Raw genomic sequence first — 12,598 nt, forward strand, 5'->3', positions numbered from 1 at the left:
CAAAAACAATATTTATAAGAATGGTTTTATGCAACGTCTTAACTTTATCTGGCAATTATCTCGCCTACACAAGCGTGTTATCAGCGTCATTATCGACACCTTGCTCATTTTGCTTGCTCTGCATATTGCGTTATGGACAAGGCTAGGCGATGTAAAGTTACTTAGCGATGGTGACAACCTATTACTGATTGGCTTAACAGTAATCTCTACAGTTTTGATTTTTACTCAAATTGGACTTTATCGAGCTATCCTTAGGTATCTGACTTTTCAGGCCCTATTCGTAGTTACTGCTGGTGCTGTGCTATCAGCTGTCGCGTTAGCGGTCTTTGCGTATTATTTACAGGAACCAATTCCTAGAACTGTACCTATTATCTATGGTGCCTATTTAGCTCTACTATGTGGCGGTGCTCGTCTTGTTGTGAGAAACCTGGTGGCGACTACATCGCCATCAAAAGATTCACGCCAAGAAGTATTAATATATGGTGCAGGCTCAGGAGGGCGTCAGCTTGCAGTTGCACTTCGTGCTTCTGAAAATTATCGTATTCGAGCGTTTATCGATGAAGATAAAACCCTAACAAATACGGTTATCCTTGGGTTGCCTGTTGTTGATTTGTCTAAAACAGAAGCTTTGATCGAGAAGTATGACGTTTCTAAAATTTTGCTTGCGATTCCAAGTGCGTCTCGCGCTCGCCGTAAACAGATTTTAGATCTTTTAGCTCCATTACCTGTAGAAATCCAAACCGTACCAGATATGGCTGATATTGTATCAGGAAAAGCGAAAATTGATGAGCTGACTGATGTTCCAATTGAGGATTTGTTAGGACGCGATGCTGTCGCTCCTCAACAGGTTTTAATGGAAGCCAACATCAAAAATAAAGTCGTCATGGTCACTGGTGCTGGCGGTTCGATTGGCTCAGAGCTATGTCGCCAGATCTTGAAGCAAGGTCCTAAAACACTCGTTCTTTTTGAGTTATCTGAATTTGGCTTGTATCAGATTGATCGTGAGCTTTCTTTAGTAAAAGAATCCAAAGATCTTGATGTTGAAATTGTCCCTCTATTAGGGTCAGTTCAACGCGCTCATCGTCTACTTACAGCAATGAAGTCTTTTAAAGTCGAGACGGTTTATCATGCAGCAGCATACAAGCACGTTCCTCTTGTTGAGTATAATGTTGTAGAAGGTGTACGAAACAATGTTTATGGCACTTACTACACCGCGAAAGCGGCTATTGAAGCTGGTGTCGAGTCTTTTGTGTTGATCTCAACAGACAAAGCGGTGCGTCCAACAAATGTGATGGGTACAACCAAACGCATGGCAGAGTTGGGCTTGCAAGCTTTAGCCGAACAAGAGAATCAGAAAGAGAACGGCACTCGTTTCTGCATGGTTCGATTTGGTAATGTTCTGGGTTCTTCTGGGTCTGTTATCCCACTCTTTAAAAAGCAGATTAAAGCAGGTGGTCCTTTAACAGTCACTCATCCAGATATCACTCGTTTCTTCATGACAATTCCTGAAGCTGCTCAGCTTGTTATTCAAGCAGGTGCGATGGGCAAAGGCGGCGATGTATTCGTTCTTGATATGGGCGAATCAGTTAAAATTACAGATCTCGCCGAAAACTTGATTAACCTTTCTGGTTTGTCTGTTAAGAATGAGCAGAACCCTCATGGTGATATAGAAATTCAATTCTCTGGCCTTCGTCCAGGAGAGAAATTATATGAAGAGCTTTTGATTGGGGATAATGTTCAACGCACTGCTCACGAACGAATTATGACAGCCCATGAAGTATTTTTGCCAATAGATGAGTACGACAATCTACTTGAGTCCTTAGATTTTGCTTGCCATAACTTAGAACATGAGACGATTCGTCAACTGTTGTTAGATGCACCGACAGGATTTAAACCTACTGATGGTATAGGTGATCTAGTCTGGAATGCTTCTAGTACAACACAACAAATGGTAGAGAATTAATGTAAGGCCGGTAACTCAGTTGCTGGCCTTTTTTGTTATCTTTGGGTCTGTAAATAAGCACGTATAACGGAAATGCTTGGCCTTCAAAAGAAGCTTTTTTTCAACTCTGATCCACCCACCTGCTACCTTTCTTGATCTTCCACTACAGTTTTGACTGTAAACTGTAGTAAAATTACGCTAATTTGTTTTTATACCGATTTATTTTGAATTGAACGAGGTCAGTCCTATGTCAGCTAAGAAGCCTATGGCTCTAGTGATTCTTGACGGTTACGGTCACCGTGAAGACACAGCAAATAACGCAATCGCAAATGCAAACACTCCATTTATCGATAGCCTGTTTGCTAACAAACCAAACACGCTAATCTCTGCTTCTGGTATGGATGTAGGCCTACCTGACGGTCAAATGGGTAACTCAGAAGTGGGTCACACTAACATCGGTGCGGGTCGCGTGGTATACCAAGACCTAACTCGTATCACGAAATCTATCGCTGATGGTGAGTTCACTGAAACACCTGCTCTAGTAGAAGCGATTGACTCTGCAGTTAAAGCTGAGAAAGCAGTACACATCCTGGGTCTTATGTCTCCAGGTGGCGTACACTCTCATGAAGATCACATCTACGCAGCGGTTGAAATGGCAGCAGCACGTGGCGCTGAGAAGATCTACCTACACTGCTTCCTAGACGGCCGTGACACACCACCACGTAGCGCACAAAACTCTCTACAACGTTTCCAAGACCTATTCGCTAAACTAGGTAAAGGCCGTGTGGCTTCTCTAGTGGGTCGTTACTACGCGATGGACCGTGACAACAACTGGGATCGCGTTCAAGTAGCTTACGATCTTCTTACTCAAGCGAAAGCAGAATTCACAGCAGAATCTGCAGTGGCTGGTTTAGAAGCCGCTTACGCTCGTGAAGAAAATGATGAGTTCGTTAAAGCAACAGCGATCAAGGCGGAAGGCCAAGAAGACGCTATCATGCAAGACGGCGATGCGGTTATCTTCATGAACTACCGTGCTGACCGTGCACGTCAAATCACGCGTACGTTCGTGCCAGGTTTCGACGGCTTCGAGCGCGAAGTATTCCCAGCAATCAACTTCGTTATGCTAACGCAATACGCTGCGGACATCCCACTAGCTATCGCATTCCCACCTGCGTCTCTAGAGAACACCTACGGTGAGTGGCTATCGAAGCAAGGCCAAACTCAGCTACGTATCTCTGAAACGGAAAAATACGCGCACGTTACATTCTTCTTCAACGGTGGTGTTGAGAACGAATTTGAAGGTGAAGAGCGTCAGCTTGTTGCTTCTCCAAAAGTGGCGACTTACGACCTACAACCAGAAATGAGCTCTGCTGAGCTAACTGAGAAGATGGTTGCGGCTATCAAGTCTGGTAAGTACGACACTATTATCTGTAACTACCCGAACCCAGATATGGTTGGTCACACTGGCGTTTACGAAGCTGCAGAAAAAGCGATTGAAGCAATGGACGAGTGTGTTGCTAAAGTAACAGCGGCTATCGAAGAAGTGGGCGGTCAAATGCTGATCACGGCTGACCACGGTAACGCAGAGATGATGGTCGACCCAGAGACAGGTGGTATCCACACTGCTCACACTAACCTACCAGTGCCTCTAATCTACGTGGGTGACAAAGACGTTGAGTTCAAAGAAGGCGGTAAACTGTCTGACCTAGCTCCAACTATGCTTTCTCTAGTAGGTCTAGAAATCCCAGCAGAGATGACAGGTACAGTTCTGGTTAAATAGCTTTCGAGTTATCGAACAGTACGCAAAATACTGAGAGCCCGCACCTTGTTGTGCGGGCTTTTTGTTTTTTAGATGCGAGAGGCGGGTAAACGAGATGCGAAGGGCCTAAGGACGGGTGTATATTTTCGCATCTCTCATCTGCCTCTCAACCTCAACGCATAACAATACCCCGCAACACCACCTACGACGTTCCCTAATGCCAAGCCAATAAATAGACCTTCAATGCCATCTAGCAGGCTACCAATCCAAGCAAAAGGTAGCGTGAACAGGAATAGGCGCATAAAGCTCCACTGGAAGGCTTTAAGTGGCTTGTGCATCGCGTTCATACCACTAATCAGCATCATCACAATGCCTTGGAAACCATAGCTGAAAGGGACGACTAACAAGTAGTGCCACAAGATGTCGCGAACAGATTCTTCTTGAGAGAAAAGGGCGGCTAGCGGAATGCTGAGTGGTACCATCATCAAGAAGATGAGCCCTTGAAACAGCACAGCAAATCGCATGCTTAGGAACAGGGCTTTGAAGCTACGCTCTGGGTTGTTCGCCCCAAAGTTCTGTGCCATGAAAGGGGTGAGGGCAGAAGTAAGCGACATCAACACTATGATCAATATTGACTCAATACGCTGTGCTGCGCCATAGGCCGCTACAGCCTCGGTTCCTTGCTTGGCGAGCATCATCATAATAATCGCGCCTGCTAGTGGATTCAGCGCGTTAGATAGTGCCGCTGGCGTGCCAATGGTAAGGATCTGCTTCCAATCATTGAACATGTCTTTAGGTTTAGGCAGTGCCAAAAGCTTCTCACGTTTGATAAGCACGTAAAGTGAGCCGCACAACGCACCAAACCAACTCAAACCACTCGCTATCGCTGCCCCTTGAATACCGAGTTCAGGGAAAGGCCCGTATCCAAAGATGAGTAGTGGGTCGAGCACGCCATTGATAAGGCCAGCCAACATCATAATTTTTGCTGGAGTCTTGGTGTCGCCACTGGCACGAATTGCGCTGTTGCCTGCCATTGGAATCACGAGCAGTGGGATCGCGAGATACCACACCAACATGTATTCCGATATCAAGGGTAGCAACTCTGGCTCAGCACCAAGTGCTCGGAACAAAGGCTCTAATGTGAAAATACCGAGCGTTGAAGCACTAATGACGAGGATAACGGCCAGCAATAGTCCATGTGCGGTAAAACGTGCCGCATTGTCGGAGTTGCCTTTGCCAAGTAGCCGACCGATGTTGGTAGAAAGTCCAACCCCAATCCCCATGGTGATGCAGTTAATCGCAAAAGTGATCGGGAAGGTAAAGCTCACGGCCGCGAGCGCTTGTGTACCCAGTAATGAAATGAAGAAGGTATCGACAAGGTTGAACATCAAGATCGCCACCATACCGAAGATGGTCGGTATGGTCATGGTTCGCAATGTCTCTGCTATGGGAGCCGTCAAAAGCCCGTGCTTATCTCGCATGTACAACGCCGTAAAAACTAAAAGCGTAGGATAAACAGATGTGGCTTGGAAAGAAAGGAAAGCATCTGCCCTTTGAGATCACAAATTTTTTCTATAACCCCTTGGGATCTTTCACTTCGCCCCAACATAGAGAAGGAGCCCACGCCAATCGTGGCAACTATCAATTTAAATGGAAATTATCAGGAGATAAGACCGATGAATATCCGTCCTCTACACGACCGAGTTATCGTTGAGCGCCAAGAAGTTGAATCTAAATCTGCTGGTGGCATCGTTCTAACTGGTTCTGCCGCAGAAAAATCAACTCGCGGTGTAATTCTAGCTGTGGGTAAAGGCCGCATCCTAGAAAATGGTTCAGTACAACCATTGGACGTTAAAGTTGGCGACACCGTTATCTTTGCTGAAGGCTACGGCACAAAAACAGAAAAGATCGACGGCAAAGAAGTTCTAATCATGTCTGAAAACGACATCATGGCGATCGTTGAGTAATCCGCGCTATATAAACTGAACTGACTGAAAATAGAATTTAAAGGAAATAAAGATGGCTGCTAAAGATGTTAAATTTGGTAACGACGCACGAGTTAAAATGCTAGAAGGTGTAAACGTTCTGGCTGACGCAGTAAAAGTAACGTTAGGTCCTAAAGGTCGTAACGTTGTTCTAGACAAATCATTTGGCGCACCAACCATCACTAAAGATGGTGTTTCTGTGGCACGTGAAATCGAGCTTGAAGACAAGTTCCAAAACATGGGCGCACAAATGGTGAAAGAAGTAGCGTCTCAAGCAAACGACGCTGCGGGTGACGGTACAACTACAGCAACAGTACTTGCTCAAGCTATCGTAAACGAAGGCCTAAAAGCCGTTGCTGCTGGCATGAACCCAATGGATCTTAAGCGCGGCATCGACAAAGCCGTTGTTGCAGCAGTTGAAGAGCTAAAAGCACTGTCAGTGCCATGTGCAGACACAAAAGCTATCGCACAAGTAGGTACTATCTCTGCGAACTCTGACTCAACAGTAGGTAACATCATTGCTGAAGCGATGGAAAAAGTGGGTCGTGATGGCGTTATCACAGTTGAAGAAGGTCAAGCACTGCAAGACGAGCTAGACGTCGTTGAAGGTATGCAGTTCGACCGCGGTTACCTATCACCTTACTTCATCAACAACCAAGAAGCGGGTTCTGTTGATCTAGAAAGCCCGTTCATTCTTCTTATCGACAAGAAAGTATCAAACATCCGTGAACTTCTTCCGACTCTAGAAGCGGTTGCTAAGGCATCTCGTCCACTTCTAATCATCGCTGAAGATGTAGAAGGCGAAGCACTTGCAACGCTAGTTGTGAACAACATGCGCGGCATCGTGAAAGTAGCGGCTGTTAAAGCACCTGGTTTCGGTGACCGTCGTAAAGCAATGCTACAAGACATCGCTATCCTAACTGGCGGTACGGTTATCTCTGAAGAGATCGGCCTAGACCTAGAGAAAGTAACGCTAGAAGACCTAGGTCAAGCTAAGCGTGTGACGATCACTAAAGAAAACTCAACCATCATCGATGGCGCGGGTGAAGAAGCAATGATCCAAGGTCGTGTTGCTCAAATCCGTCAACAAATCGAAGATGCAACTTCAGACTACGACAAAGAGAAACTACAAGAGCGTGTTGCTAAGCTAGCTGGCGGTGTTGCAGTAATCAAAGTTGGCGCTGCGACTGAAGTTGAAATGAAAGAGAAGAAAGACCGTGTAGAAGACGCACTTCACGCAACTCGCGCTGCAGTTGAAGAAGGTGTGGTTGCTGGTGGTGGTGTTGCACTTATCCGTGTCGCTTCTAAAGTTGCTGGCCTTGAAGGTGACAACGAAGAGCAAAATGTGGGTATCCGTGTTGCACTACGTGCAATGGAAGCGCCAATCCGTCAAATCACGAAGAACGCAGGTGACGAAGAGTCAGTGGTTGCGAACAACGTGAAAGGCGGCGAAGGCTCTTACGGCTACAACGCTGCGACTGGCGAGTACGGCGACATGATCGCAATGGGTATCCTAGATCCAACAAAAGTAACTCGCAGCGCACTACAATTTGCTGCATCAGTTGCTGGTCTAATGATCACAACAGAAGCGATGGTAACAGACCTACCGCAAAAAGACGCGCCAGCTATGCCTGATATGGGTGGCATGGGCGGTATGGGTGGCATGGGCGGTATGATGTAATCCCCCTCGCTATTCATAGTGACATTGAAACGGAGACTTCGGTCTCCGTTTTTTCTTTTCGCATCTCGCCACTCGAATCCCACATCTGCTCCTATCTGCTCTATACTCAAAAAGACAGTTATGACATTGATTTAACATGGATGACTGTTAGATAAAGCAGAATAATGAGATAACTCTATGATTGTTAGTGAACTTATCGATTAATAATTGACTTATTGATCGCTAATAAACGAATCAATCGCGGATTCAGTCAGTGGAGACTCCCCAATGAAAAAACTACTTTCAGTACTTGCAGTATCAGCAGCGGTAATCGCTCCGGCGGCCTTTGCTTCATCGCCAGTGATGTTCTCAACAATCAATGGATTTAACGCACCAGATTCCGATGCCGTTGGCGGTGTTCGTGTGGCGCTACTTCACGGTAAAGTCAATGACCTAAAAGGTGTAGACCTTGCTGTGATTGGTATGTCGGAAACTCAAACCACAACTGGTGTAAACCTTGGATTTTTTGGTGCGTCTAAGGTTAACCAAGAGATGACCGGTGCATCTTTGGGTTTCTTCAACTGGAATGAAGGCCAAACAACGGGTGTTAACTTTGGTGCTGTGAACATTACCAACAATGTAAAAGGCGCTAACGTAAGTTTCGTGAACTACTCGAAAGGCGACACTATGGTCGATGTTGGTGCTGCGAACCTGTCTGAAGTATCGACGGTACAAGTCGGTATCTTCAATAAAACCAACAAGATTGAAGGGGTGCAAGTTGGCCTAATTAACTGTGCTGACAACGGCTTCTTCCCTTGCTTCCCGATCGTTAACTTCGCTAAATAACGACTACAATTAAAAGCCAAATCACTGTGAGCACCTAAGTCGATAGATTAGGTGCTTTTTGATGTTCGATGAATGACTCAAAATCAAGAGTTATTCATCGATATCGTTGAAGTGTATTTAAGGCTTGTTGAATCGACCTCTGCGCATCCATCTCTGGTGTACGCCTCGGCGGAGACTCTGGAAGCTGTTTTCCAGCTTATCGACACCCAGCAAAACCATGATCGCTAAAACAGTGATGATCACCGATTGGCTAAGGTGTCCCAGTGCAATCATCATCCCCAATGCGGCCAAGACCCAGATAATGGCGGCAGAAGTCACACCATGAATCTTCCCATCTAACGCCATCATGACCCCAGCACCCAAAAAGCCGACGCCAGTAATGATTTGGCCTAACACACGCGCTTGGTCGAGCGTATTTGGGGATAGGCTTATTGCCATCGTCAGAAAGAAATAAGTACCACTGATGATCAAAACCGAGGTGCGAATCCCCACTGGTTTACCGCGCGTTTGACGTTCAATACCGATTAAAGCGCCGCACAACATGCACACGGCGAGTGCTGCCCAGCTAAAAGGGGCAAGATTGAGGAATTGTTCGATGGTTTGTGGCATATCACCCCCTCTTAAACATGAAAGAATAGGGCCGAGTATGCGGATAATAGGTCGGACGATCGAACAAAAAGTTTTTGTCTAGACGATTAATCTTTACCATTCGGTCACAGGCAACAACTGCTGAGCACTCACAACCGCTGGTGGTCATTTCAATGAGATAAATCTTTAATACCAATCGTAGTAAATAATTGATCACCCTAGCTTGTTAAAATGCTCGATAACTGCGTTAGAATTTTTGATTGTAGAATAACTACTTATCGAAACTCTCTGTTGCAGAAAAACTGCCTTGTTCTCAAGCCTTTTTACTGCGCTATTTTTGATCACTTATTTACTGTGATTGGTATAATGCATGTGGTTTGGTTCGAACTATTTTTTCGGTAACGTTTTATTCTAGATGGAGGTCGAGTGGTGTTTTGCTGCTGCGGCCACCAATCTCTCGGGTGAGCTTTGGTACAAGATACCCAGACACTTCTGCCATTAAACCTTGCATGTGCTGCTTTGCTTCTTCATCCGAGATATAAAAATGGGCCGCGCCCTGTACCTTATCAAGTACATGCATATAGTAGGGTAAAACCCCAGCATCAAATAGGCTCTCGCTCAGGCTCTTCAAAGCGTTCACACTATTGTTGACGCCTTTTAGCATGACACCTTGGTTAAGCAGAATCACGCCATTTTGTCTGAGTTTTGATAGTGCTTGTTTTAGCTCATCGTTGATCTCATTGGCGTGATTAATATGGTTTACCAACACCACGTTCAAGCGAGTGGTGCTTAGAATGTGGCACAGCTCGTCAGTAATACGTGCAGGAATCACCACCGGCAGACGACTGTGGATACGGACTGTCTTGATGTGTGGGATGGATTCAATCGCATCAACGAGCCATTTCAATTCACTGTCTTTAGCCATCAAGGGGTCGCCACCAGAAAGCAGCACTTCATTGATCTCTGGATGCTGAGCCACATACTCAAGACTCGTTTGCCAAACCGACTTCGAACCCTTGTTGTCTTGATAAGGGAAATGGCGACGAAAGCAGTAACGACAGTTCACCGCGCAGCCACCTTTCACTATCATCAAAGCGCGGTTTTTGTATTTGTGCAGCAGTCCCGGAATCTCGTTGTCTTGCTCCTCTAATGGATCGGCAGAGTAACCTTCATGCACTTCAAACTCTTCGCTCAGTGGCAAAACCTGACGCAATAGCGGATCGTGTGGGTTGCCTTTTTCCATTCGCTCGACAAAGCTTAACGGGACGCGCAGTGCAAATAGGTTGCGTGCGGCAAAGCCTGCTTGCCACGGTGTTGGGTCTATTTCCAATGCTTCAAGGAGTTTTGTCGGGTCTGAGATCGCATTCGATAGCTGTTTGAGCCAGTTTTGCTCAACAGATTCGACTTTTCGGGTTATGATATGCGGCATTGAAATCAACTCAAAGATGTGTAAGAGGAAATCATGGCGTCAGTAAGCACCAATGAATTCAAAGGCGGTTTAAAATTCATGATGGATAACGAGCCTTGCTCAATTATCGAAAATGAATACGTTAAGCCAGGTAAAGGCCAAGCGTTTAACCGTGTTAAACTTCGTAAACTGCTGTCAGGCAAAGTGTTAGAGAAAACATTCAAGTCAGGCGATACAGTAGAACTAGCAGACGTTGTAGACGTTGACCTAGGTTACCTGTACTCAGATGGCGAGTTTTTCCACTTCATGAACAACGAGACATTCGAGCAAATCGCTGCAGACGCGAAAGCCGTTGGCGAAACAGCTAAATGGCTAGTTGAAAACGACGTATGTACTCTAACGTTGTGGAATGATAACCCTATCACAGTAACTCCGCCAAACTTTGTTGAAATCGAAGTAACGGATACCGATCCTGGCCTGAAGGGTGACACTCAAGGTACGGGTGGTAAACCAGCAACTCTAGCAACAGGTGCGGTAGTTCGCGTACCTCTATTCATCGCTATCGGTGAAGTGGTTAAAGTCGATACTCGTACTGGCGAATACGTTGGTCGTGTGAAGTAATTGACTTCAACTGTTTGATGAAAGGTCGCTTAGGCGGCCTTTTTTATTATCTGCTGTTTTTCTCATCTTCTGATTTATTCCCGATAGAGACCTGCCCCGCAAAATTAGCACAAATGTGTATTATTCGTAAAAAAACTTATAATTTTGATGAATCTTTCGATTATTCCTTAATGTAACAATTTGATACATTAGTCTCTGTTGTCAGCGAGTTGCATATCAATTTGATTTTTATCGATTTAACTCAATGACAATCCAATAAGGAGAATAAAATGGAAAGCAGAGGCTTAGGACAGGGTTTGAAAGTAGAAGAGAGACGTCAGCTACTACACAAAGGACTCAAAGCAGCAGTATTTGGTATTCCGCTGCTCGCATTAGGCTTAACAATCAATAGCTCAGTACTGATGACCGATGCCGGTTACAGCTACGTGCACCAGAACAATATTACTGGTGAACTCGATGTATTCACAGAGCCGGGCATTCACTTTCGTATGCCGTTTCTGTCTAAGATCACCAAGTATGACCAAGTCATCACCGTGTCATTTGGCAACAGCAAAGGAGAAGATTTCTACCAGAGGTTAGATCCGGTACAGGTGCGTTTTGCTGATACCTATATCGGGCAGATCCCGGTGACGTTCCGCTTTAAGTTGAGTAACGATCCACAAGCTGTCGAAAAGATGCATAAAGAGTTTCGTAACAACAGCAACTTGATTGATGCCTTGTTAGTGAAGAATGCGCGTAACGTGACGGTGATTACCGCAACCCAGTACACGGGTGAAGAGTTCTTCCAAGGTGGCTTGAACCAGTTTAAGTCCAAACTGGGTGACCAGTTGCGTGAAGGGATCTACCTGACCGAGCGTCGTCAAGTTGAAGTGGAAGAGTTAGAGCTAGCTCCAGTTGGGGCAAACCAGTCAAACTCAAACCAGCTCCAGCGAACTAATCAGTTGGTGTGGAAGACAGTTCCGGTAGTAGACAATACGGGACAACCAATTCGTCAGGACAACCCGCTGCAGCAATATGGTATTCAAGTGACGCAGGTGACGATTGGCGATCCTCAACCAGAAAAGCAGCTAGATCAGCTCTTGGCGGATAAGAAGCGTCTCGTTGCAGACCGCATCCGAGCTATTCAGGAGCAAGAGACCTCAAAAGCGCAAGCGGAGACAGAGCAGCTACGTAAAGAGATTCAGCGTACTCGTGAGGTTCAAGATGCGCAGCGCAGTAAAGAGCTGGCTATCATCTCCCAACAAAAAGAGGTCGAAGTTGCCCGTCAAATTGCGGAGCGTGAAATCGTAGAAGTCGAGAAGACCAAGCGATTGGCTGAGGTTGAAAAAGAGAAGGAGCTCGCGATAGCAGAAGCGAACCTTGCGATTCAGAAAGCCAATGCGTTGTCTGCTGAATTTGAAGCGAAAGCGATTCTTGAAAAAGGTCGAGCGGAAGCCGCAGTACTGAAGGCGAAGTATGCGGCACTTGGTGCCAACCGTGAGGTGTATCTCGCTGAGCTAAACCGTGAGGTGGCAAACTCGCTGTACAACAACCTGCAGAACTTCCAAGTACAGATGCCACAAAACTACATCGGTGGCGGTGAAGAGACTGGTTTGAAAACCAACCTCGATGTGATTACAGGCTTCGGAGCTCTGGGCCTAATGGAGCAAACCAAGAAGGTCACACAGCAATAAGATCATAGGTGGTCAAAAGCTCTGATTGCACCATGATTTAGAAAAGCAAAAAGGCTGATACTCAGGTATCAGCCTCTTTTTCTTGAATCGGATACTATAAAAATATGCGACTCTTG

At 45.8% G+C, this 12,598-nt stretch carries 10 protein-coding genes; 7 read left to right on the forward strand and 3 right to left on the reverse strand.

The features are described 5' to 3' along the window. Nucleotides 1-28 precede the first annotated feature (28 nt). Entirely contained in the window at nt 29-1,963 is a 1,935-nt protein-coding gene (locus tag AC6I7V_RS01000) for a polysaccharide biosynthesis protein (protein WP_498011165.1), read from the forward strand. Between the two features lie 226 nt (nt 1,964-2,189). Further along, nucleotides 2,190-3,722, forward strand: coding sequence for a 2,3-bisphosphoglycerate-independent phosphoglycerate mutase (gpmM, locus tag AC6I7V_RS01005; RefSeq protein ID WP_498011166.1), 1,533 nt, complete (start codon nt 2,190-2,192; stop codon nt 3,720-3,722). Between the two features lie 134 nt (nt 3,723-3,856). Here gpmM and AC6I7V_RS01010 read toward each other — a convergent pair whose 3' ends face one another. Further along, nucleotides 3,857-5,182, reverse strand: coding sequence for an MATE family efflux transporter (locus tag AC6I7V_RS01010; RefSeq protein WP_498011167.1), 1,326 nt, complete (start codon nt 5,180-5,182; stop codon nt 3,857-3,859). Nucleotides 5,183-5,377: 195 nt separating this feature from the next. Here AC6I7V_RS01010 and AC6I7V_RS01015 point away from each other — a divergent pair, with 195 nt between their 5' ends. From AC6I7V_RS01015 to AC6I7V_RS01025, 3 genes are all read left to right on the forward strand, one after another. Next, nucleotides 5,378-5,668, forward strand: a complete 291-nt coding sequence (locus tag AC6I7V_RS01015; RefSeq protein WP_032551221.1) for a co-chaperone GroES — start codon at nt 5,378-5,380, stop codon at nt 5,666-5,668. Between the two features lie 52 nt (nt 5,669-5,720). Further along, nucleotides 5,721-7,367, forward strand: coding sequence for a chaperonin GroEL (groL, locus tag AC6I7V_RS01020; protein ID WP_004741352.1), 1,647 nt, complete (start codon nt 5,721-5,723; stop codon nt 7,365-7,367). Between the two features lie 267 nt (nt 7,368-7,634). After that, on the forward strand, nt 7,635-8,192 hold the full coding sequence (locus AC6I7V_RS01025) for a VC2662 family protein (protein WP_255231612.1): 558 nt from the start codon (nt 7,635-7,637) through the stop codon (nt 8,190-8,192). 117 nt (nt 8,193-8,309) lie between these two features. Here AC6I7V_RS01025 and AC6I7V_RS01030 read toward each other — a convergent pair whose 3' ends face one another. Together AC6I7V_RS01030 and epmB are read right to left on the reverse strand one after the other, a co-directional pair. Beyond that, the gene (locus AC6I7V_RS01030; protein WP_255231611.1) at nt 8,310-8,801 is read right to left on the reverse strand and encodes an MgtC/SapB family protein; all 492 of its coding nucleotides are present in this window, start codon (nt 8,799-8,801) and stop codon (nt 8,310-8,312) included. 385 nt (nt 8,802-9,186) lie between these two features. After that, a complete protein-coding gene (gene epmB, locus AC6I7V_RS01035) occupies nt 9,187-10,209 on the reverse strand; it encodes an EF-P beta-lysylation protein EpmB (protein WP_498011168.1) in 1,023 nt (340 codons plus the stop codon). A gap of 33 nt (nt 10,210-10,242) precedes the next feature. On the opposite strand from epmB, the gene efp reads away from it, so the two are divergent. Together efp and AC6I7V_RS01045 are read left to right on the forward strand one after the other, a co-directional pair. Beyond that, nucleotides 10,243-10,809: an elongation factor P gene (gene efp, locus AC6I7V_RS01040; protein ID WP_032551233.1), complete on the forward strand. Its 567-nt coding sequence runs from the start codon at nt 10,243-10,245 to the stop codon at nt 10,807-10,809. A gap of 269 nt (nt 10,810-11,078) precedes the next feature. Next, on the forward strand, nt 11,079-12,482 hold the full coding sequence (locus AC6I7V_RS01045; RefSeq protein WP_261882464.1) for an SPFH domain-containing protein: 1,404 nt from the start codon (nt 11,079-11,081) through the stop codon (nt 12,480-12,482). The last annotated feature ends 116 nt before the right edge of the window (nt 12,483-12,598 follow it).

This window comes from Vibrio sp. KUL70 (assembly GCF_059725515.1).

What these genes read in the sequence shown, in the direction of transcription:
- AC6I7V_RS01000 (WP_498011165.1), top strand. Translation starts at nt 29, where the DNA reads ATGCAACGTCTTAACTTTATCTGGCAATTATCTCGCCTACACAAGCGT.
- gpmM (WP_498011166.1), top strand. Translation starts at nt 2,190, where the DNA reads ATGTCAGCTAAGAAGCCTATGGCTCTAGTGATTCTTGACGGTTACGGT.
- AC6I7V_RS01010 (WP_498011167.1), bottom strand. Translation starts at nt 5,182, where the DNA reads ATGCGAGATAAGCACGGGCTTTTGACGGCTCCCATAGCAGAGACATTG.
- AC6I7V_RS01015 (WP_032551221.1), top strand. Translation starts at nt 5,378, where the DNA reads ATGAATATCCGTCCTCTACACGACCGAGTTATCGTTGAGCGCCAAGAA.
- groL (WP_004741352.1), top strand. Translation starts at nt 5,721, where the DNA reads ATGGCTGCTAAAGATGTTAAATTTGGTAACGACGCACGAGTTAAAATG.
- AC6I7V_RS01025 (WP_255231612.1), top strand. Translation starts at nt 7,635, where the DNA reads ATGAAAAAACTACTTTCAGTACTTGCAGTATCAGCAGCGGTAATCGCT.
- AC6I7V_RS01030 (WP_255231611.1), bottom strand. Translation starts at nt 8,801, where the DNA reads ATGCCACAAACCATCGAACAATTCCTCAATCTTGCCCCTTTTAGCTGG.
- epmB (WP_498011168.1), bottom strand. Translation starts at nt 10,209, where the DNA reads ATGCCGCATATCATAACCCGAAAAGTCGAATCTGTTGAGCAAAACTGG.
- efp (WP_032551233.1), top strand. Translation starts at nt 10,243, where the DNA reads ATGGCGTCAGTAAGCACCAATGAATTCAAAGGCGGTTTAAAATTCATG.
- AC6I7V_RS01045 (WP_261882464.1), top strand. Translation starts at nt 11,079, where the DNA reads ATGGAAAGCAGAGGCTTAGGACAGGGTTTGAAAGTAGAAGAGAGACGT.